General features: G+C 37.9%; 18 protein-coding genes and 1 tRNA gene. 5 read left to right on the top strand and 14 right to left on the bottom strand.

Annotated features, from left to right (window positions below; translation table 11 throughout):
• Positions 1-137: 137 nt before the first annotated feature.
• Together H5126_RS11830 and H5126_RS11825 are read right to left on the bottom strand one after the other, a co-directional pair.
• Positions 138-566 (bottom strand): hypothetical protein, encoded by a 429-nt coding sequence (locus tag H5126_RS11830; RefSeq protein ID WP_002961147.1) that lies wholly within the window; start codon positions 564-566, stop codon positions 138-140.
• A gap of 199 nt (positions 567-765) precedes the next feature.
• The gene (locus H5126_RS11825) at positions 766-945 is read right to left on the bottom strand and encodes a hypothetical protein (protein ID WP_002961145.1); all 180 of its coding nucleotides are present in this window, start codon (positions 943-945) and stop codon (positions 766-768) included.
• A 280-nt stretch (positions 946-1,225) separates the two neighbouring features.
• Between H5126_RS11825 and H5126_RS11820 the strand changes: the two genes are divergently transcribed.
• Positions 1,226-1,615 carry a YkgJ family cysteine cluster protein gene (locus tag H5126_RS11820; RefSeq protein WP_024597255.1) on the top strand — a complete coding sequence of 130 codons (390 nt, stop codon included), beginning with the start codon at positions 1,226-1,228 and terminating at the stop codon, positions 1,613-1,615.
• 215 nt (positions 1,616-1,830) lie between these two features.
• Complete coding sequence (locus H5126_RS11815) at positions 1,831-4,200, top strand: TonB-dependent receptor (RefSeq protein WP_182721383.1); 2,370 nt, start codon at positions 1,831-1,833, stop codon at positions 4,198-4,200.
• Positions 4,201-4,561: 361 nt separating this feature from the next.
• Here the strand turns inward: H5126_RS11815 and H5126_RS11810 are convergent, their stop codons facing one another.
• From H5126_RS11810 to H5126_RS11780, 7 genes are all read right to left on the bottom strand, one after another.
• Positions 4,562-5,182, bottom strand: a complete 621-nt coding sequence (locus tag H5126_RS11810) for an FKBP-type peptidyl-prolyl cis-trans isomerase (RefSeq protein WP_002962890.1) — start codon at positions 5,180-5,182, stop codon at positions 4,562-4,564.
• 69 nt (positions 5,183-5,251) lie between these two features.
• A complete protein-coding gene (locus H5126_RS11805) occupies positions 5,252-5,638 on the bottom strand; it encodes a hypothetical protein (protein WP_182721384.1) in 387 nt (128 codons plus the stop codon).
• Between the two features lie 53 nt (positions 5,639-5,691).
• A tRNA-Ser gene (locus H5126_RS11800) sits at positions 5,692-5,782 on the bottom strand.
• Between the two features lie 144 nt (positions 5,783-5,926).
• A complete protein-coding gene (locus H5126_RS11795; RefSeq protein WP_024596649.1) occupies positions 5,927-6,304 on the bottom strand; it encodes a hypothetical protein in 378 nt (125 codons plus the stop codon).
• A gap of 203 nt (positions 6,305-6,507) precedes the next feature.
• A complete protein-coding gene (locus H5126_RS11790; RefSeq protein WP_138489000.1) occupies positions 6,508-7,056 on the bottom strand; it encodes an NAD(P)H nitroreductase in 549 nt (182 codons plus the stop codon).
• Positions 7,057-7,185: 129 nt separating this feature from the next.
• Complete coding sequence (locus H5126_RS11785) at positions 7,186-7,869, bottom strand: DoxX family protein (protein WP_182693918.1); 684 nt, start codon at positions 7,867-7,869, stop codon at positions 7,186-7,188.
• A 93-nt stretch (positions 7,870-7,962) separates the two neighbouring features.
• Positions 7,963-9,924, bottom strand: coding sequence for an FAD-dependent oxidoreductase (locus H5126_RS11780; protein WP_182721385.1), 1,962 nt, complete (start codon positions 9,922-9,924; stop codon positions 7,963-7,965).
• 219 nt (positions 9,925-10,143) lie between these two features.
• On the opposite strand from H5126_RS11780, the gene sppA reads away from it, so the two are divergent.
• Entirely contained in the window at positions 10,144-12,009 is a 1,866-nt protein-coding gene (gene sppA / locus H5126_RS11775) for a signal peptide peptidase SppA (protein ID WP_182721386.1), read from the top strand.
• Positions 12,010-12,091: 82 nt separating this feature from the next.
• Positions 12,092-13,102, top strand: coding sequence for an asparaginase (ansA, locus tag H5126_RS11770; protein ID WP_002962901.1), 1,011 nt, complete (start codon positions 12,092-12,094; stop codon positions 13,100-13,102).
• 68 nt (positions 13,103-13,170) lie between these two features.
• Here ansA and gndA read toward each other — a convergent pair whose 3' ends face one another.
• Positions 13,171-14,544, bottom strand: coding sequence for an NADP-dependent phosphogluconate dehydrogenase (gene gndA / locus H5126_RS11765; RefSeq protein WP_182721387.1), 1,374 nt, complete (start codon positions 14,542-14,544; stop codon positions 13,171-13,173).
• A 377-nt stretch (positions 14,545-14,921) separates the two neighbouring features.
• Between gndA and pyk the strand changes: the two genes are divergently transcribed.
• Positions 14,922-16,358, top strand: a complete 1,437-nt coding sequence (pyk, locus tag H5126_RS11760) for a pyruvate kinase (protein ID WP_024596643.1) — start codon at positions 14,922-14,924, stop codon at positions 16,356-16,358.
• A gap of 276 nt (positions 16,359-16,634) precedes the next feature.
• Here pyk and H5126_RS11755 read toward each other — a convergent pair whose 3' ends face one another.
• The 4 genes from H5126_RS11755 to H5126_RS11740 all read right to left on the bottom strand — a co-directional run bounded on the left by H5126_RS11755 (position 16,635) and on the right by H5126_RS11740 (position 20,922).
• A complete protein-coding gene (locus H5126_RS11755; RefSeq protein WP_024596642.1) occupies positions 16,635-17,459 on the bottom strand; it encodes a LytTR family DNA-binding domain-containing protein in 825 nt (274 codons plus the stop codon).
• The gene (locus H5126_RS11750; protein WP_024596641.1) at positions 17,452-18,528 is read right to left on the bottom strand and encodes a sensor histidine kinase; all 1,077 of its coding nucleotides are present in this window, start codon (positions 18,526-18,528) and stop codon (positions 17,452-17,454) included. The genes H5126_RS11755 and H5126_RS11750 overlap by 8 nt, the downstream gene beginning before the upstream one ends.
• Positions 18,529-18,777: 249 nt before the next feature.
• Positions 18,778-20,334 (bottom strand): SulP family inorganic anion transporter, encoded by a 1,557-nt coding sequence (locus H5126_RS11745; protein ID WP_002960702.1) that lies wholly within the window; start codon positions 20,332-20,334, stop codon positions 18,778-18,780.
• A 129-nt stretch (positions 20,335-20,463) separates the two neighbouring features.
• Positions 20,464-20,922, bottom strand: coding sequence for an Lrp/AsnC family transcriptional regulator (locus tag H5126_RS11740; protein ID WP_002960703.1), 459 nt, complete (start codon positions 20,920-20,922; stop codon positions 20,464-20,466).
• Positions 20,923-20,951: the final 29 nt, after the last annotated feature.

Raw genomic sequence — 20,951 nt, 5'->3', positions numbered from 1 at the left:
AAAAATCTAATGCTCTGGCTGAATCGGCATAAAAGGTAGCCAGTTTAGTAACTGGCTGATATGCTATTTACGACAAAGTCGCTCGGTAATTAGACCGACATAATCCCTTGGTAATCACACTAGTAAATTTTAAGTATTTAACCTTCTTCTTCAATAAGTGACTCTAGTAGATCGTGTATTTCAGCTTTAAGCTCTTTATCTTCAATTTTATTAGCACTAACCTTAGCATTTTGAAGATTTTTAATAGCCTCGTCTTTTTGACCAAGTTCTAGCTGCAGTGTAGCCATTGAAAAAGAAACTGATGACATGTGATCTTTGTTATTAATCGCAACAGACTTTTCTAATGCTTTTTCATAAGTCGTGATTGCCTCTTCTAGCTCTTCGGTAAAATCAGCCAAAGTTTCCCATTGTACTGGGTGATCTTTTGAGGTATTTTCGTTTTCAATACAAATCGCTTTTAATTGAGCAAATAAAGATTCAAATTTTTCTCGGTTATTTTTGTTAGCCGCCGCCATTAAATCTTCTGCTAGGTCATGTACCGCTTTATATATTTTTGTATTCATCATCACTGGTTATCCTTTAGTGCAACTAAACTAATTTACTGACTCAATTTAGCTAAAATGTATCATTACAGTCATTATAAAATGTATTTAAACAACTGATTTATTTAATTTGGTGTATAGCGTAATAATACATTAATAATGAACATCGCGTAGGCGTTAAACACACTGTAATTAAACTTTATCGCAATTACTCTTAGTAACCTCACACACTGAATAAACTTGCAACCCAATCCAACGTAAAGATGGTCGTAAACACTTTAAGTGCAATGACAACTATAAATAATAAGATGATTGCCGCTTTGGCTTTACTACTTTTGAGGTTGTTCCAATATAATAACTTTGCATTAAATTCTGTTTTTAACTTAGTAACAGCTTCTTTCATAATTACATCCTACTTAGGGATCCCGCTCAGCAACATTTAATAACTACAAAGCTGCCCAAGCAGGTTTCATAACATTTTTCGCCACCTTAGAGTAAAGCATTAAATAAAGCCTGTACTATATAAAATGTAACAAGGGGTTTTAACTTAAGTTATTGTATCTAACTTTTTTACACACCCAAAAAGCAAACACTGGGGCAATTCAGTAGAGCGTTAATAATAAATTTGGTGCTACACTAATACCTAACTTAAATGTGTTAACAGCCAACTAAATTAGCAAATTATGAAAGAGTGCAACCAGTGTGGTAAATGCTGTATTAAATATGGTGGCGGCGACTTAAGCGCAACGAAAGAAGAAATAGGTTTATGGGAGCTCTTTAACCCCGAAATTTATGAGTACGTTAAAAACAACGAAATTTGGTTTGACCCAAAAACAGGCTTAAGACTTCAAGTGTGCCCATTTTTAGAAATTGCGCCTAAAAAGGAGCCTCTCGCTAAAAATATGTATACCTGCAGTATTTACCTTGACCGTCCAGAAGACTGCCGTCACTACCCTAGCCTTATTTCAGAGATGATCCGCGACGAATGCGAAATGATTGAATCTATAGATATAACAAACCAGACAAGAGCGCAGCATAAACTAGATTTGATAATGATAGATAGCCGCTCTTAAATACCCAGATAAACCTGCAGCGCTATGAGTCTCGCACTTAAATAAATAAGTATTTCTATTAACATACCTATTATTATAATTTTTATAAAATTGGTTTAATCGTCATTTTTAGATCATTCATCGCAAAACACAAAGTTATACTATAACATTGTTGATTCACTGATTTTGCGGTGTTATATTATATCACAACATAATAACCGCGAACCAATATATCCATGACAAAGTTAACATTAATCTCCTCTGCTATTTTTTCTGTTTTATGTTCTCAATCAGCTTTGGCTGCCACTGTTACTGGTAAAGTAATGGATGATAAAAATCAACCAATCAAAAATGCCTCAATTCATGTGCATGGCAAAAACCAAAGCGTTAAAAGTAATGATTTAGGCGAATTTGCTATAGAAATCGATGCAAATAGCCAATTACATATTAGTAAAGACAACTACGTAGACTCTCGTATTGCTGTAAGCGAATCTTCAAATAATCTGTCTGTGTCACTTAAGCCAACATCAGTTGAGACAGTGGTTGTTTATGCCTCTGCACTTCATAAAAATAGCCTCGAGATGATATCGCCAGTAAGCGTGCTCTCAGGTGATGAATTAAGAAATAAATCTAAACCAACTCTTGGTGAAACGCTAAAAGGTTTACCAGGCGTAAATGCAAGTTACTTTGGCCCTGTATCATCAAGCCCAATTATTCGTGGTTTAGATGGCCCTCGCGTTAAAATCACACAAAACGGATTAGATGCCAGCGATGCATCACGTATTGGCCCAGACCATGCGACATCAAGCGATAGCCTAGCAGCAGAACAAATTGAAGTATTACGTGGCCCAAGTACCCTACTTTATGGCTCTGGTGCAATTGGCGGTGTTGTAAACGTGGTTGATAACCGCATTCCTACAGACAATATCGACGAGCTTACGGGTGCTGCTGAATACAGCCACGATACAGTGTCAAACTCAAACACAGTAGCTGCAAAACTTGAAACAGGTAATGAAGGCTTTAACCTTCATTTTGATGGCACTAAGCGCAGTGGCGATGATTACCAAACACCTACCTTCACTATTGCCGACGATGATGGCGATGTAGAAACAGAGAATTCTGTAGAAAATACTTTTATTGATAGCGAAACACTTAACTTTGGTACTAGCTATGTTGGCGATCATTTAACGATTGGTTTTTCGTACGGTAGTATTGATACCGATTACGGTATTCCTGGGCATGAGCATCATCACGATCACGAAGGTGAAACTGAAGAAGAGCATGCAGAACATGAAGACGAAGCAGCTGAAGAGCCGGTTTATGCACATTTAGAGCAAGATCGCTGGCAAGGGCTTGTAAGTTACGCCCTTCATAATAACTGGATTGAAACCATCAACCTACGTGTTGGCTACACAGATTACTCGCACAGCGAAATTGAAGATGGCGAAATTGGTACTACTTTTAAAAATAAAACGACTGAAGCACGTTTAAATGTAGAGCATAAGTTTGCTGATTGGCACGGAATGATGGGCTATCACTACAGCGATTCTGACTACGATGCAATTGGTGAAGAAGCCTTTACACCCGCAAGTGTAACTACAACTAACGCATTATATTTACTAGAAGAGCGTGAATTTGGCGACATTACAATTGAACTTGGCGCACGTGTTGAAGATTACAAAATTGAAAGCCAAATCACGGCACACGAGCATAGCCACGATGAAGTAGAAATAGATCACAGCGACGAAGAAACCATTGGGTATAATGAAAGTTTTACCAATTTAAGTGCCTCTGCTGGTGCCATTTGGCAATACAAGCCAGGTCATAGTATCGCTACGAGTATTTCTCATTCAGAACGAGCACCACTTTCGGCAGAGCTTTTATCTAACGGTTTACACATTGCAACTGGCACTTACGAGCTAGGCCTTGGTTACAATATTGAAGATAATGAAGCGCATTTTGAGCCAGAAAATATCAAGCAGGAAACTTCAACAAACTTAGATTTAAGCTTTAGACGCTTTAGCGGTGATTTTGGTTACACCGTTAACTTTTTCTATAACGATATCAAAAACTTTTATTTTCAAGAAAATACGGGGTTAGTTTACGATGAAGAAGATGGTTTAGAATCAGCTATTGGTGCACATGACGATGCTGTTGCGGTTTATCAGTTTACAAGTAAAGACGCAGAGCTTTATGGAATTGAGTTTGACGCGCATTACCAAGTAACACCAAGCGCTATGGTTAAAGTATTTGGTGACTCAACTCGTGCAAAACTAAAAGACGACGAAGGTAATTTACCACGTATCCCTGCCAATAAATTAGGCTCTGAGTTACAGTACGATTTAGGTGACTTACAACTAACATTAACGGGTACTCATTACTTTGATCAAAACGATGTAACTGCCTTTGAAACTCAAACTGATGGCTATACGTTATTTGATGCACAAGCTAATTACCAATTAGGTTTAGGCAGTGTCGATGCACAGCTGTATATAAACGTTGATAACATTACTGATGAGTTAGGTTTTGTACATAGCTCATTTATTAAAGATAAAGCCCCACTACCAGGCAGAAACTTCCGCTTTGGTGTTCGTGGCTATTTTTAATAATTAAAAGTAGTTTTAGTTTATAAACCGCATTTTATTAATGCGGCTTTTTTATTTTTAGAATATATAATATCGATCGGCAATAATACTTGATCAATTCAAGGGATTAAACTTTGCGCTAACTGCGTAAAAAATTATGATATACGACTGCATGGATGCAAAAGGTAGAGCAATGCAGGAGCAATTAGTGATAACAATTAGTTAAAAAAGTTTTTGCCTTGTTATCAACCCTATTTTCTTAGCGCAAAATAGATCACTTAATTAATCGAATTGGTATAAAACACTTAGATTACAGACACAAAAAAGCCGTATTCAGATTGAATACGGCTTTTTAAACTCTTAATTTTAAAATTTATTTAAATTAAGAAATGATTTCGTGTAGTTCAACGTCAAATACAAGCGTTGAGAAAGGTGCGATTGCAGCACCTGCGCCACGTTCACCATAAGCAAGCTCATGAGGAACGTAGATACGCCATTTAGTACCTACAGGCATCATTTGTAATGCTTCAGTCCAGCCTTTGATCACGCCACCAACTGGAAATTCAGCTGGTTGACCGCGCTCGTATGAGCTATCAAACACAGTACCGTTAATTAGTGTACCGTGGTAATCAACACGTACTGTAGACTCAGCTGTTGGCTTTTCGCCTTCGCCAGTCGCTAGTACTTCGTATTGAAGACCAGACTCAGTTACTGTGATTTCAGGACGTTTTGCGTTTTCTTCTAAGAATGCAATACCTTCGGCAGAAAGTACTTTAGATTCTTCTTCACGACGAGCTTGGATCTCTTCGTTAATCTTTTCGAATGCAGCTTGAATCTCAGGGATCTCAACTTGAAATGCGCTACCAGCGTACGCATCTTTCATGCCTTCAAATACTGAATTTAGGTTTAAGCCTTCAAAAGGATTAGACTTAAGTTGCTCACCCATTTGTAAGCCAATACCGTAACTTGCTTTTTCAGCATCTGTAGTAAAATTATCTGACATAATGTGTTTTTCACGTTTTGTTAGTTAAAAGACACGTATATGCTATCACAAAATAAACCCCGTTTGGGGCTAGTTTTTGCTGAGTTTTAGCTTAATTAGGCCAACAATATAACTACAAAGCGGTAAAGTGAATAAAATTCCAACAAGTAAAGGAATAGCTAATAATCCAGATTCACCAGACAATAAAAATGGCACTGCAACTAAGCCTACTAAACCAATAAAAGCAGAGCCAATTACTGGCCAATGTTTATCATATTTAGTAATAAGATGGGCAGCCAAAATATTAAAACCAAGACCATAAGCAAAAGCGGTAATTAATGGATATTCTGGCTGTGCGTCGACCGCCATTTTTGCCAACAAGCTAATAGCACTTTGATAGCAGTAACCAAATACCACCCATAATAAAACATGTTTTATTAATAGCTGTGAGGTTGATAGGTTTGTTGCTTTAGTCATTAATTAAACTCCACAAAGCAAAAAACCGCCTATAAGGCGGTTTTTTTAAATAATGGTGGAGAGATAGGGATTTGAACCCTAGATGGGCTATAAACCCATGCCGGTTTTCAAGACCGGTGCATTCGACCACTCTGCCATCTCTCCGTACGGCGCGAATAATATGGTTAAACGTGTTACTTGTAAAGAGCTAAATATAAATTAATCGTAAATAATAATTAAACGATTAAAAACAAGTCACATTGCTCTTTTGTTAAGCTAATTACTTCAACACGCATATTAATTCAATACTCAGTAATATTGTTTAGGCCTGCGAGCAATCCAAGAACAAATTAAACAAGCCAATAAACTCAATGCCGCGAATGTTACACTTTGAAAAATTAAGTCAAATCGATTTAAATCATCACTTGGCACTATTACAAACATAAAAGCGGGGAGTACACTTAGCGCTAAAACATAACAACACACTTTAAATGCCCGTCCAAAGTCAAAACGTTTAGACTGTTGCATCCACAAAGTTAACAGTATTAGCATACCTATTGCAGAGCCTGCTATAAAATGCGCTGCATTTGTACTCATTGCAACATACAAGGTTACAAAAGCACCAACAATTCCCCAAATTGACCACGCAAGCCAGTTTTCTTTTTCCTGTAAAAATAAATTTCCCATTGTTTTCGTCTTCTTTATCGTTATTTTTATTAAGACTTTCCATAATGTATCAAAAAACAACCGATTAAAAAACAAACTGAAGAAGAATTATTAACTTTTGTGCTTCCAAGCGCTTCTCACAGCCAAACCACTAACTCTTTTATATTACTCTTAGTAACCTTAATGAATTATGACTATGCAAATTGCATAAAGTTCATACTATTTCACAAATTACTAAAATAATGTTCTGGTTTATGGCGAGGTGACTTTTTACACTCAACTTGAGGAGTACCTATGTATAAGTACCCTACAATTTCATCTTGCTCATGTAAGTTAAGCGCTTTTTTGACTGCTCTACTTTGTGCAAAGTAACCTGTGCGCCAAACACCACCTAAACCTTGAGCAAATGCAGCTTGTTGCATTGCTAATACACTGCAGCCTGCACTTTGTACCTGCTCGATACGAGGAACTTTTGGGTGTTCTTGATATTTAGCAATTGCTATTACAATCATAGGCGCACGAAGGGGAAGCTCTTTAGCACGGTTAATTACTTTTTCTGTCTGTTGCTCTGCCACTGCACTTTGATGGTAAATTTCACCCAGTTTATTGCGTGCATCACCTTGAGCAATGATGAACTGCCACGGTGCTATACAGCCATGATCAGGAACACGTAATGCTGCTTGCTTAATTATGTCGAGCTGCTCAGGCGTAGGGCCCGGCTCTGTTAGTTTAGAGTCTGATTGGCGAGTAAGTAAAAGCTCGATAGCGTTCATAACGATTCCTCAAAATTCAAAACGATAGAGTAACATTTAAAACCTTAAATAATAAATACCGAGAAATTAAAATGCAAAACGGCCGCAAAGGGTCAACTATGCAGCCGTTAATAAAATACATTTAATGCGCTATTTTTTTATAACGTTTCGCTTTAACCAGTAATCAAAACTAACGAAACGCCCACCGCCCATAAAAAATAAACTTAAGAGCATAGCAAAATAAATTGCCGAAAATTCTATGCCATTATTTAAAATAGATGGTTTACCTTTTTCGTATAGGTAATCAGGAAAGCCGTGCTCTTCAACTAAGTCTCGAATTTTTCCTATCCTGTCTTGTACTTCTAATGAGTTTTCGAGGCTTTCTTTTGCACCTGGGATAGATAACCAATCAAGTACTTGCGCAGCACTTGTTTCTGGATTAGTCGGCGCTATTGCAAACCACCCGTTATGCCAATGTACTGAAGTAGCCGCTACAACCATTGTGAACATAAGCGGGATACTGACTAAGCGAGTTAAAAGGCCAAATAATAACAACCAACCACCTAAAAATTCACTCCATCCAGCTAAGAAGGCTAGTAAATCAGGAAACGGTAAGCCTAAACCCCATTCACTATTACCAAACCATTGAACGACATCAGGCGATGCTAAAAAGTTATTTAGAAAGCCTTCTGTTTCAGTACTTATAGCAAGTTTGTTATAACCTGCGATGATCATAACGGGAGCTAAAATTAAGCGAAATAGTAAAGCAGGTAAACCATCTAAAAACGATAGTTTACCCAATATTGTGTTATAAAAACTGATTAGTTTATTCATGCGTATCCTGTGTGTTCAATGTTTATTAAGTTATAGACTATAAACAAAAAAGACCGTATAGATTGATAAACTATTTCAATTTATTTACAAAGGTTAAATACTTCTCGCCACTTGTAGAGCTTCAAAAATAGCGCGTTTAGCATCAATTGCAGCAGCCAATTTAGCTCCGCCTATCACATGCACTTTTGCGTTATCTGTGTAACCTTCTAGCACTTCGCTATTAGAAACCTGACCAATACACGCAATAACAGTATCTACCGGCAGTACTTGAACTTCTCCAGCAACATTAATTGTTAACCCATTCTTATCAAAACTTTGATATTGGCAGTCAGCAATTTGTTTAACACCATGCTGTTTAGCAACTTGGCGATGTATCCAACCAGTGGTTTTACCAAGCTCACTACCAAAACGACCCGAACTGCGTTTTAACATATACAATTGGCGCTCGTCTTTATGAGGTTGTGCATCACACTCAATCCCCCATTGCGTTTTAAACTCGCTAATAGATTGTGATTTATGTTCACTTAAAAAAGCAACCATATCAAAACCAATACCGCCAGCACCTAAAATAGCGATTGATTTGCCCAGTTCTACTTCGCCGCGTATGACTTCGTCATAAGCAAACACACGCTTATCATCACTACATTTAATAGAGGCTTCACGCGGCCTAACGCCTGTTGCAAAAACAATATCATCATAATCTTTAAGCATTGAATCGTCGTAAGCTTTACCAAGCTCCACAGTTACTTTTAATCGCTCGAGCTCATTAGTGAAGTAAGTAAGTGTATGGTTAAAGTCTTCTTTACCCGGTATCTGCATGGCTAAATTAAATTGACCGCCCATTTGCGATTTTTGATCAATTAACGTGACGTTATGCCCTTTTTGAGCCAAGTAACAACTTGCTGATAAACCAGCAGGACCTGCACCGACAACTAATACATTTTTAGCTTTGGCTGCTTGCTCTAGCGGGTAATCTAGCTCAAATGCAGCTTGTGGATTAACTAAACACGTAGCACGTTTATTTTTAAATACGTGATCTAGACAACCCTGGTTACATCCAATACAAATATTAATTTGTTTAGATTGATTGTTTACATACTTATTAAAAAACTCAGGATCAGCCAATAACGGACGTGCCATCGAAATTAAATCAGCCTCGCCCGCATTTAAAATATCGTTAGCAATTTCTGGAGTATTAATTCGGTTAACAGCAATAACTGGCACGCTCACCACGTATTTTAAACGTTTTGATGCTTCTTTAAATGCACCCGGTGGCACCATACTCGCAATAGTCGGTACACGCGCTTCGTGCCAACCAATGCCAGTGTTAAATATATCAACACCCGCTTTTTCAAGTTCGGTAGCCTGAATAACAACTTCCTCTGGTGTTGAACCGTTTGGAATCAAATCAATGACCGACAATCTAAAAATAATTAAGAATTTTTCAGATACTTTTGCTCTTACAGCTTTAACTATTTCAAGTGCAAGTCGCATTCTATTTTCTAAGCTGCCACCAAACTCATCATCGCGTTTATTGGTATGAGGCGCCATAAACTCATTAATCAAATACCCTTCAGAACCCATGACTTCTACGCCATCGTAGCCGGCTTTTTCAGCCATATAGGCAGAATGCGCAAAGTCTTTAATTGTTTTTTTAATCGAGCCAAGCGACATCGCTTTAGGTTTATAAGGATTAATAGGTGCTTTTATTGCACTTGGTGCTTGATTGAAAGGATGGTATGCATAACGTCCAGCATGTAATAATTGCAAACAAATTTTTCCACCGTGTTTATGCACAGCATCTGTGTAAGCGCGATGCTTAAACACATCGTAATAACTATTAAATGAGGAAGAAATAGGTGTTAGCTTGCCACGTAAATTAGGGCTGTATCCGCCTGTAATTAACATCGCGGTGCCACCTTTTGCACGTGCTTCATAAAATGCACGTAAGCGTTTGCGGTTATGCCAGCCCTCTTCAAGGCCTGTATGCATTGAGCCCATAACCAAGCGGTTACGTAATTGTGTGTGTTTTAGTTGTAATTGTTGTTCTAACATCTTGTGCCCCGTTAACTGGTCTAACCTGTATACATTAGCTAATTCTGCTTTAATGGCAAGTAATAAGCAATATGTGCATGCATTTAATTAAAAATAGCAGTAAAAACTTACGTTTATATAGGTTCATAAACACTTCGTTACGATTTAGCAGTTAAATTTATTTTTATTCTAGGCTAAGATGGAACTAATGTATTAACTGTACCAAATTAAGGAGCTATTTTGATAGCAAAGGTATTTAAAGGTATTTGGGCTGGAATTAATTTTTCTCGTCGCTTAATACTAAACATTTTGTTTTTATTACTGGTAATTGTTTTCTTTGTGTCACTCTCAAGTGACGATGATCAAATAATAGTTGAAAATGGCTCTGTACTTAGGCTTAACTTAAATGGCCCTATTGTTGAAGAGAAAACATATATAGACCCAGTTGAAGCCGCAATTAGTGATGCAACTTCTGGTTCTGAAGCACCAAGCGAAATATTACTCGACGATATTGTTGAAGTAATAAACGAAGCGACTAAAGACGATCGTATCTCGGTGATATTGCTTGATTTACAAGAGATGCCTAAAGCACATTTAAATAAACTTAAGCAAATTACAAAGGCTATTGATGCCTTCAAGCAAGCTGGCAAAAAAGTAATTGCATCGGGTTATTACTATACTCAAGCACAATACTATATTGCATCGCATGCTGACGAAATAGCTATGCACCCATACGGCAGCGTAGGTATTGAAGGTTATGGCATGTACCCGCTTTACTTTAAAGATGCACTTGAAAAGCTTGAAGTAACGCAGCATATTTTCCGTGTTGGTACATTTAAGTCAGCAGTAGAACCTTTTATTCGTAACGACATGTCTGAAGCAGCTAAAGAAGCTAACCGCGTTTGGTTAGGCGCTCTTTGGAGCGAATACAAACAAGATGTTGCCGCTGTTCGCCCGTTTGATGAGTCAAATTTTGACGAAACAATGGACGTATATCTAGAAAAAATGAAAGCTGCCGATGGTGATGCAGGTAAATATGCACTTGATCACCAGTGGGTTGACTCTTTAAAAACAAATCAGCAAGTTCGTAAACAATTAATTGATTTAGTAGGCACACAAGAAGATGGTAAGACATTTAAGCAAGTTTCATTTCGTGAATACTTAAGCTTAATTAAACCGCCTATTGAAATTGATAACCCTATTACCGAAAAAGTAGCGGTAGTTGTTGCTAAAGGTACGATTGTTGATGGTGAGCGTAAAGCAGGCGAAATTGGGGGTGACTCTACAGCTGCCCTACTTCGTAAAGCACGCCTAGATGATAAAGTTAAAGCGGTTGTACTACGTATAGACTCTGGTGGCGGTAGTATGTTTGCCTCTGAAGTTATTCGTGCTGAAGTATTAGCCCTTAAGGCTGCTGGTAAACCTGTTATTGCTTCAATGAGTTCTGTGGCTGCATCAGGTGGTTATTGGATTGCCTCTGCTGCAAACGAAATTTGGGCAGCACCAAGTACAATTACAGGCTCAATTGGTGTATTTGGTACGTTTATGACATTTGAGAAAACCTTATCGAAAATTGGTGTTTATTCAGATGGCGTTGCAACAACCGAAATGGCTGGCTTTTCTATCACTCGTCCACTAAATGAAAAGATGGGTCAAGTAATTCAAATGAACGTTGAGGAAGCATACGGTCGCTTTTTAAATGTTGTTGCTGATGCGCGTAATATGACGCCTGAGCAGGTTGACAAAATTGCCCAAGGCCGCGTATGGATTGCATCTCAAGCACTTGAACTAGGTTTGGTTGATAAGCTAGGCGACAAACAAGGTGCGATTGAAGCCGCTGCTGCACTTGCCAAGCTTAATCATTATGAAGTTAAAACTATTAAACAAGATTTAAGCTCGCAAGAAAAAATGATTCAAAACATTTTTGGTAATGCGTCTATTAAATCTATGCTTGGTTTGCAAACACAAAAAACATCTGTGTTAGCAACACAAGCTAATTTACGAAGTGTTATTAACCAATTAAGTACTGAAGTTGAAAACCTTAAAGATTACAACGATCCACAAGGTGTATACGCACGCTGTTTAGTGTGTAACGTTGCACAATAAAAGTGCATAGCTTCACCTAATCAGCTGTATTTAAAGCTGCTTAACGTTATACTAGGCCCAGTTTTTTTACTGGGCTTTTTTTATGAAACGTAAACGCATTTATATCGCTTATACTGGCGGTACTATAGGTATGAAAAAATCGAGTCGAGGCTATATTCCAGCTGAAGGTTTTTTAACAGAAACCGTAGTGAATAACGCAGAATTTAATCGTGATGAAATGCCTTTGTTTGATATTCACGAATACTGCCCTCTTATAGATTCTTCAGACATGTCTCCAGAGCATTGGCAACTCATTGCTAATGATATCAAAGATAAATACCAAGATTATGATGGTTTTGTGGTGCTCCATGGCACTGATACTATGGCGTATACAGCCTCAGCGCTGTCATTTATGTTCGAAAATTTGACTAAACCTGTGATTGTAACCGGCTCACAAATTCCGCTCTCACAATTACGTTCTGATGGCCAAGTAAACTTACTTAATGCCATGTATTTAGCTGCAAATTATCCTATTGCTGAAGTAAGTCTCTTTTTTAATAACCAACTGTTTAGAGGTAATAGAGCAACTAAAGCACACGCGGATGGGTTTAATGCTTTTGCCTCGCCGAATCTAGACCCTCTCGCGTTATCGGGTATTAATATTCAACTTATTAAGGGTCAGCTTAGCCCATATGTTGAAAATGAGCTGCAAGTTACACCTATTACACCTCAACCTATCGGGGTGCTTTATTTGTACCCTGGCATTAGCCAAGAGGTAGTTAAAAGCTTGGTCAATGGCAATATTAAATCACTGGTGCTACTGAGTTTTGGTGTAGGTAATGCACCACAAGATCCGAGCTTTTTGTCAATACTCGAAGAAGCAAGTAAACGTGGCGTCGTAATTGTTAACTTAACTCAGTGTTTGAAAGGTCATGTAAACATGGGTGGCTATGCAACAGGTAATGCGCTATTAAATATTGGTGTAATAAGTGGGTACGATATGACTCTTGAAGCATGTTTAACTAAGTTACATTATTTATTTAGCCAAAAGCTTGAAGTCGAAACGATTCGTCATTTAATGCAAGATAACTTACGTGGTGAGTTGAGCCGTTAATTTTTAGCCTGTAAAAATACAAAAGGCACGCTAAATAGCGTGCCTTTATCGTTTTAAACAACTGTTTTTTATCTAACTTTAGCGTCTATATCTACTAAATCAGTTAAATGACACATTTCACCACTGTGGGTTTTTATGCCGTGCTCACCAAAGTAATCACGCTGGGCTTGAACTAAATGCCCATTACTCGGTGTAGTTAATGTTGCTAAATACGTTTGTGTAGCTCCCAATACAGGGAATGCTAAACCAGTCATTATTGCTTGACCGGTAATTTTTCGCAAAGAGTTAGACTCTTTTTTAAGAGTGTCAATAAATTCAACACCTTGTGCAACGCTATCAAGGTAGTCAGCACGAATTATACAACCAGCGCGCCACGTTTGAAGCGTTTTAGATAAATCTACTTTCCACTGATGAGTACGTGATGCACCTTTAATTAGCGCTAGACCTTGACGATACGCAAGTAAGCTTGCAAGTAAGAACGCGTCTTTTAGCTCTTCTAAATCAATTTCAACATTGTTCGTTGATTTAGATGCATATGTCATCTCTTGTGCAGCCGTTGTGTTGCATGCATTAGTTAAATGACGAGCTTGAACAGCAGCAACAAGTGAAGGGACAGCAATACCAAGTTCGAGTGCATTTTGCGCAGTCCAAAGACCAGTGCCTTTAGCGCCAACTTTATTATCAATTAAGTCCGCAAGCGGTACATTATTATGATTTTCAAATGACAATATATGGCTAGAAATAGACAGTAAGTAACTATTTAATTGACCTTCTGACCAGTCATTAAATATCTCAGCTACTTCTTTTGGAGAACGATTAGTACCTAAACGAAGTAATTGGTACACTTCTGCAATAAGTTGCATCAGTGCGTATTCAATACCGTTGTGAACCATTTTTACAAAATGACCACTTGCTGATTGGCCAACACGTGCAAAACATGAATCGCCATTATAGCTAGCAGCTACTTTTTCAAACCATGGCTCAATACGTTCCCAACCACCTTCAGAACCACTTGCCATCATTGCAGGACCATGGCGAGCGCCTTCTGCACCGCCAGAAATTCCCATAGTGGCAAATTCAAATTTATTTTGGTATTTGAGTTTACGCGTTATACCGTCTTTATAATTACTATTGCCGCAATCGACTATCATATCGTTACAATTAACGCCGGCCTCTACAAGTTCATTACAAACTGTATCAACTAACTCACCAGCAGGAACAAGTAATAAAATAGAACGAGGTGCCTCTAAACGCCTTACCATGTCACTTAAATCAGAGACAATGTGAAGCCTATCAGCCATGCCTTGTGATTTGGCACAACTTAGTAACTCTTCACCCGCATGTGGGTTTTTATCATAAGCGACTAGCGTTATCCCTTTTTCAATCAAGTTTAGGGCAAGATTTTTTCCCATAACGCCTAACCCTACTAATGCAACTTGCATCTAGTGTCCTCCTCGGTAACAACTATTTGGTTAGAAAATTCAGTGTATAAATTAAATAATACCGCGTGCATTATACTCATACAATCATAAAATACTAACTATGAGCCCATACAACATGCTTTTTTATTACAGATAAATAAGCTACGTAATTATATCAAACATCAATGCTCTCGGGGTGACTAAAAGCAACGCTAATTGAAATTAAGATCATTGACGCATTCTGACACCGGTGTCATAATGATGACACAATAGTTTTGTATAAAATAGTGGCAAACCTTTGAAGTTTGCACATAATTAAAATATTTTAATCTAATATAGATATTTTAATTCAACAAAATAACGTCAACATGCTTTCACCAAGCAAACAGGAGAAATTGATGCTAAGACGCACGAAAATAGTCGCTACCCTTGGACCTGCTACCGATAGAGATAACAACTTAGAAAAAATTATTATCGCTGGGGCTAATGTAGTACGTTTAAACTTCTCACATGGTGTTGCCCAAGATCATAAAGACCGTGCGCAAGCTGTACGCGATATTGCAAAAAAATTAGGCAAGCATATTGCTATTCTTGCTGACCTTCAAGGCCCTAAAATCCGCGTTTCTACTTTTAAAGAAGGTAAAGTAACGCTTTCTGTGGGTGCAAAGTTCACTCTTGATGCAAAAATGGAAAAAGGCGAAGGCGATGTTAACTCTGTAGGTATTGATTATAAAGAATTACCTAACGACGTTAGCCCTAACGACTTACTACTCCTAAATGACGGCCTTATTCAACTAACTGTTGATGAAGTAGCTGGGCACTTAGTACATTGTACTGTAACTGTTGGCGGTGTTTTATCTAACAATAAAGGTATTAACCGTTTAGGTGGTGGCTTAACTGCTCCAGCATTTACTGAAAAAGATAAAGAAGATTTAATAACTGCCGCTGAAATTGACGTAGATTACATTGCCGTATCATTCCCACGTAGTGGCGACGATATGCGCTACGTACGCTCACTTGCTGAAGCTGCTGGTTCAAAAGCACAACTACTTGCAAAAATTGAACGTGCTGAAGCCGTTGAAACACAAGAAGCTGTTGATGACATCATTCTAGCGTCTGACGCTGTAATGGTTGCCCGTGGTGATTTAGGTGTTGAAATTGGTGATGCAGCTCTTATGGGCAAGCAAAAACTAATTATTCGTCGTGCTCGTTCATTAAACCGTACTGTAGTAACAGCAACGCAAATGATGGAATCGATGATCGATAACCCTATGCCTACACGTGCAGAAGTTATGGATGTTGCAAATGCTGTTCTTGATGGAACAGATGCTGTAATGCTTTCAGCTGAAACAGCTGCTGGTGATTACCCTGAAGAAACTGTTGCAACTATGGCACGTGTTTGTTTAGGTGCTGAATCTCAAAAAGAAACGCATGTTTCTAAGCATCGTTTAGATAGTCGTTTTTCTAACAATGCAGAATCTATTGCACTTTCTGCTATGTATGCAGCTAATCACTTAGATTCTGTTAAAGCTATCATCACGCTTACTGAATCTGGTAGCACGGCTAAATTAATGTCACGTATCAGCTCTGGCTTACCAATCTACTCGCTTTCACGCCATGCGAGTACATTAGGTCAAACAGCACTTTATCGTGGTGTTTACCCAGTATTTTTTGATTCTACAAAAACTGAAAAAGACGGTATGGTAAAAGCGGCACTTGATACTTTAGTTTCTCAAGGTTCTTTACAGTCTGGCGATACAGTAATTATTACTCACGGTGACTCAATGGAAACTGTGGGCGCAACTAACACAATGAAAATTGTAACTGTCGCATAATTAATACCAATTCGCTTAATTAAGTGATCTATTTTGAGGATAGAAAAACGTGTTGATAGCTATTCAAAAAATCGCTATTTAGTTGTTCTCGGCAATTGCTCCTGCATTGCTCTACCTTCTGCATCCATGCAGTTGTAAATGAGAATTTTTTAACACAGGTAGCGACACGTTAGCCCCGCAAAATAACTAAGTATTGTTGCGGATTGGTATAATTACTAAATATAAAAAATGCGAGCTTAGCTCGCATTTTTTGTACCTGTAATAAAAGCGTTGGCTTTAACTTGCTAATGCCGCCTTAACCTTATCTCGATAGCTACGGCTCACTTTTAATTCTTGTCCGTTTTCAAGTACTAATAAATACTCGCCACTTACTTGTGTAACCAGCTTACTAATTTGTTTTGTGTTTACTATCGCACTGCGGTGTACACGCACAAATAACTGAGGGTCTAGCTCTTGCTCAAGCTCTTTCATTGTTTTACGAAGTATATGCGTTTGTCCATCTTCACAATGTAAACACATATAGTCACCTGCAGCATCAACCCATTGGATAGTCGCTACAGGTACCCGTATAATTTCACCCTGCTCTTTTACTGCAAGCGATTCTGGGTAACGTCTATCTGTTAAGGTATCGCCAGTGGCTAATTTTTTTAATATTTCTTCGCAATTATTACCAGTAATACCGGCTACAAAACTCGCTAGTTTTTTCTTATGGGCGTTGTCTTGCTGCGTTTTTAAATAAGTATGCACTTTTTCTACCGCCTGTTTTAATCTGTTATCATCAACGGGTTTTAAAATGTAATCGAGAGCATGAATTTCAAATGCTTTTACAGCAAACTGATCAAAAGCAGTTACAAATACAATAGCAGGTAGTACTTTTGTACTTTCGCTAAGCGCTCTTGCCACCTCAAAGCCATTCATACCTGGCATCTGAATATCTAAAAAAACCAAATCGATTTTCTCGCTTTGGCACATTTCAATTGCATCAGCGCCTGAACTACACAATTTAATTACTTCAATATCAGAATATTCTTCAAGTCTTACCGCTAAACCTTTTCGCGCTAACGGTTCATCATCAACAATGAGTGTTTTTATTTTAGTCATTTTTCACAGCCTTCTCAAAAGGTACTCGCAGATTAACTTTTAATCCACTTGGCGTATTATGTGATAATACAAACGAATAATTATTTTCATACAACGTTTTTAATCTATCTTTGGTGTTAGCAACACCTACACCTTGAGCGTTAACTAATTGGCCATCAAGTATTTCAGTGCCTGGGCCGTTGTCACCCACTTCTAGTAATAATTCATTCGCAAATACTTGTGCTTTAATATCAATTACACCACCTTCTGTCAGATGGGCAATGGCATATTTAATCGCGTTTTCTATAATTGGTTGCAAAATTAAGCTCGGTACTAAAGCCTCTTTTGCTTGCTCGCTAATATCTACATTTACTTTCAATCGCTCATCAAAACGGACGCGCTCTATTTCTAAATAAAGCATGAGAGCATGTAGCTCTTGCTCAAGCGGTACTTTTTTAATTGGATCGGTATTAAGTGTGTAACGTAAAAAGTCACTTAACCTTGCTACCATTAAGTTAGCATCTTTGTTTTCTTTAACCAAAATTAAAGTAGAAATAGCGTTAAGTGTATTGAATAGAAAATGGGGGTTGAGCTGATACCTGAGCATTTTTAGTTGCGCTTCGTGTGCCATCGTTGTGGCCTTTAACGCTTTTTGTCGCTCACTTTGTAATAACTGATAATATTTAACGCCAAAGTACAAACCACTCCAACATAAAATAATATAAACCGAATCTAAACCTTGCTGCAGGTAATAAAACCACTCCTCTGGTCTATAACCATGGCGGTATATTTCCCATAGATTGAATTTTTGAACGACAGCCCATAGAGTGCCCGTTATATAAGAGGCACCAAATACTACAATCATTAACACCCAGGGCGAGGCATTCCAAATTTTACGGTAAATATACCTAAGCGGCACTGTCATCAAACAACCAGCGTAAGCATTCAATAAAATAACAAATACATATATATCACGCATTTCAAATACTTTAGAGCCGATATAATTTACTAACGCGTAACCAATCCAGCCCGCGATTTGCAAAAGCCAAAAAAAACGTTGCCTGTTATCGACTAAAGATTGCCAGTTCAAAATAGATGTTTACTCCGTATGGTTAAAGCTAATTCCATAAAATAGGCGTTTGTTATTTTTATTATTTTTACCTATGTAGGGCTAATTTTCACAAAATTAGGTAGTCTTATTATATAGATTTATGAGTTTGCATAGCACTACAGTTTGCCTTGCTTTTTAAGAGTCTTACCGCAAACAAATAGTCGAGACACTAAAAAAGCGAAAGGTTATCCGCCTTCCGCTTTTTAAATATCAATAGCCTTGTATAAATTAAGCTAGTTTATCTGATGCTACTTTGTAGGTTGGATCTTCAATCACATTCACTTCAACTAAATCTCGTGCTTTATGAAGCAACTGCGTACAGTCTTTACTTAAGTGACGTAAATGAAGTTGTTTACCTGCTTTTGTGTATTTGTCAGCAAGTGTATCAATTGCTTCTATTGCACTGTGGTCAGATACGCGGCTGTGTTTAAATTCAACAATCACATTTTTAGGATCATTTTTCACATCGAATAACTCAGAAAAGTTTTTAACAGAGCCAAAGAATAACGGACCATGTAGTTCGTACACCTTAGCGCCTTCCTGATCAATGTAGTTAGTTGTATATATCTGCTTCGCATGCTGCCAAGCAAATACTAGAGCCGATACAATAACACCCACACATACAGCAATCGCTAAATCAGTAATAACCGTCACGCCCGACACAAGAACAATTACAAATGCATCAGATAATGGTACGCGCTTCATCATTTTAAAGCTTGCCCATTCAAATGTACCAAGTACTACCATAAACATAACACCAACAAGTGCAGCTAATGGGATCATTTCAATTAAGCTAGAGGCAAAAATAATAAAACCAAGTAGCATAAGTGCAGCGCTTATACCTGATAAACGAGAGCGACCACCTGAATTTATATTGATCATTGATTGACCAATCATTGCACAACCACCCATTGCACCAAACATACCGCAGGTAATATTTGCAGCACCTTGACCAATACATTCTTTATTACTATGACCACGGGTTTCTGTAATCTCATCAATTAAGCTAAGCGTTAATAATGATTCAATTAAACCAATAGCCGCTAAAATAAGTGCATAAGGAAAAATAATTTGTAGCGTTTCGAAAGTAAACGGTACCATAGGAATATGAAATTCAGGTAAGCCGCCAGCGATTGTTGCTGTTTCGTCGCCTGTCATTCCTTTTAAGAAATCTAATACTGTATGCGCTTCTAAATCAAACCCAATCACTAATCCAGTTACAGTTACAATAGCAACTAGAGAAGAAGGCACTGCTGTAGTCAATTTTGGCAAAAAGTGGATTATTGCCATGGTTAATGCAACTAAGCCAAGCATGATAAATAATGGATTACCTGTCATCCATTCTTGTCCGCCCATACCATCTGGCACTTTAAACTGCCCTAGCTGAGCTAAAAATATAACAATTGCTAACCCGTTTACAAAACCAAGCATTACCGGATGAGGAACCATACGGATAAACTTACCGAGCTTAAATACACCCGCGAGAATTTGCAGTATTCCCATCAGCAACACAGTTGCAAATAGATACTCAACACCGTGATCAAGCACTAAACTTACCATGACAACAGCTAGTGCACCGGTTGCACCTGAAATCATACCAGGGCGACCACCAAAAATAGCCGTAATTAAACCAACGATAAACGCGGCATATAGACCAACCAAAGGTTCTACATTTGCAACAAAGGCAAACGCAACTGCTTCTGGGACTAAGGCTAACGCCACAGTTAATCCAGATAGAATATCGTTTTTAGCAGAGCTAGGCGCCCTACTGAGTAAGTTAAACATTGAGGTCCTCAAATGGTGTAATGGGTATCAAAAAAAGCGCTAAATTCTACCAAATTAGCGCTCAGTTAACAATTATCATTATGTGGTTAAGCTAAACTAAAAATGGTTTAGCTTTTAAAAGAAGTGCTTTTACAAAGGAAGGGAAGTACTGCGTTTTACACATGTCATTGTTACATTAGAATGTACTTCTTGGACGTATTCTAAGCTTAGTAAATTATCGCGCACAAAATGCTCATACCCTTCTATGCCTTGTGAAATTATGCGTAGCATAAAGTCCATGGTACCAGCCATAGTGTAACACTCTGTTACCTCGTCGTAGCTCATGATCAGCTTTTCAAACTCAGCAAGATTCTTTTTACCGTGATTTGATAAACGCACATGTGCATATACAAGCATATCAAAGCCAAGTTTTTTCTCATCTAAAAGAGCCACTTTGCTTTTTATATAACCATCTTGCTCTAGCTTAGCGATTCGACGCCAGCATGGAGATTGAGACAAGCCTACTTTATCTGCAATTTCTGCGGTTGATAAACTAGCATCTTGTTGTAAAAGTGCCAATATTTGGCGATCTACGTGATTTAGAGACATTTTATTTCTTATTTATCAAATAAACTGGT

Source organism: Pseudoalteromonas sp. SG45-3, from assembly GCF_014164075.1.
Classification (GTDB): Bacteria; Pseudomonadota; Gammaproteobacteria; order Enterobacterales; family Alteromonadaceae; genus Pseudoalteromonas; species Pseudoalteromonas distincta.
Note: the sequence above shows the minus strand (reverse complement) of the source record. Positions and strands in the feature narration are given on the sequence as shown.

Coding starts and splice junctions, on each gene's coding strand:
- H5126_RS11825 (WP_002961145.1), bottom strand. CDS start 945: ATGAAAGAAGCTGTTACTAAGTTAAAAACAGAATTTAATGCAAAGTTA.
- ansA (WP_002962901.1), top strand. CDS start 12,092: ATGAAACGTAAACGCATTTATATCGCTTATACTGGCGGTACTATAGGT.
- H5126_RS11805 (WP_182721384.1), bottom strand. CDS start 5,638: ATGACTAAAGCAACAAACCTATCAACCTCACAGCTATTAATAAAACAT.
- H5126_RS11810 (WP_002962890.1), bottom strand. CDS start 5,182: ATGTCAGATAATTTTACTACAGATGCTGAAAAAGCAAGTTACGGTATT.
- H5126_RS11830 (WP_002961147.1), bottom strand. CDS start 566: ATGATGAATACAAAAATATATAAAGCGGTACATGACCTAGCAGAAGAT.
- H5126_RS11790 (WP_138489000.1), bottom strand. CDS start 7,056: ATGAACGCTATCGAGCTTTTACTTACTCGCCAATCAGACTCTAAACTA.
- H5126_RS11780 (WP_182721385.1), bottom strand. CDS start 9,924: ATGTTAGAACAACAATTACAACTAAAACACACACAATTACGTAACCGC.
- H5126_RS11785 (WP_182693918.1), bottom strand. CDS start 7,869: ATGAATAAACTAATCAGTTTTTATAACACAATATTGGGTAAACTATCG.
- H5126_RS11815 (WP_182721383.1), top strand. CDS start 1,831: ATGACAAAGTTAACATTAATCTCCTCTGCTATTTTTTCTGTTTTATGT.
- pyk (WP_024596643.1), top strand. CDS start 14,922: ATGCTAAGACGCACGAAAATAGTCGCTACCCTTGGACCTGCTACCGAT.
- H5126_RS11745 (WP_002960702.1), bottom strand. CDS start 20,334: ATGTTTAACTTACTCAGTAGGGCGCCTAGCTCTGCTAAAAACGATATT.
- H5126_RS11755 (WP_024596642.1), bottom strand. CDS start 17,459: ATGACTAAAATAAAAACACTCATTGTTGATGATGAACCGTTAGCGCGA.
- H5126_RS11795 (WP_024596649.1), bottom strand. CDS start 6,304: ATGGGAAATTTATTTTTACAGGAAAAAGAAAACTGGCTTGCGTGGTCA.
- H5126_RS11740 (WP_002960703.1), bottom strand. CDS start 20,922: ATGTCTCTAAATCACGTAGATCGCCAAATATTGGCACTTTTACAACAA.
- gndA (WP_182721387.1), bottom strand. CDS start 14,544: ATGCAAGTTGCATTAGTAGGGTTAGGCGTTATGGGAAAAAATCTTGCC.
- H5126_RS11820 (WP_024597255.1), top strand. CDS start 1,226: ATGAAAGAGTGCAACCAGTGTGGTAAATGCTGTATTAAATATGGTGGC.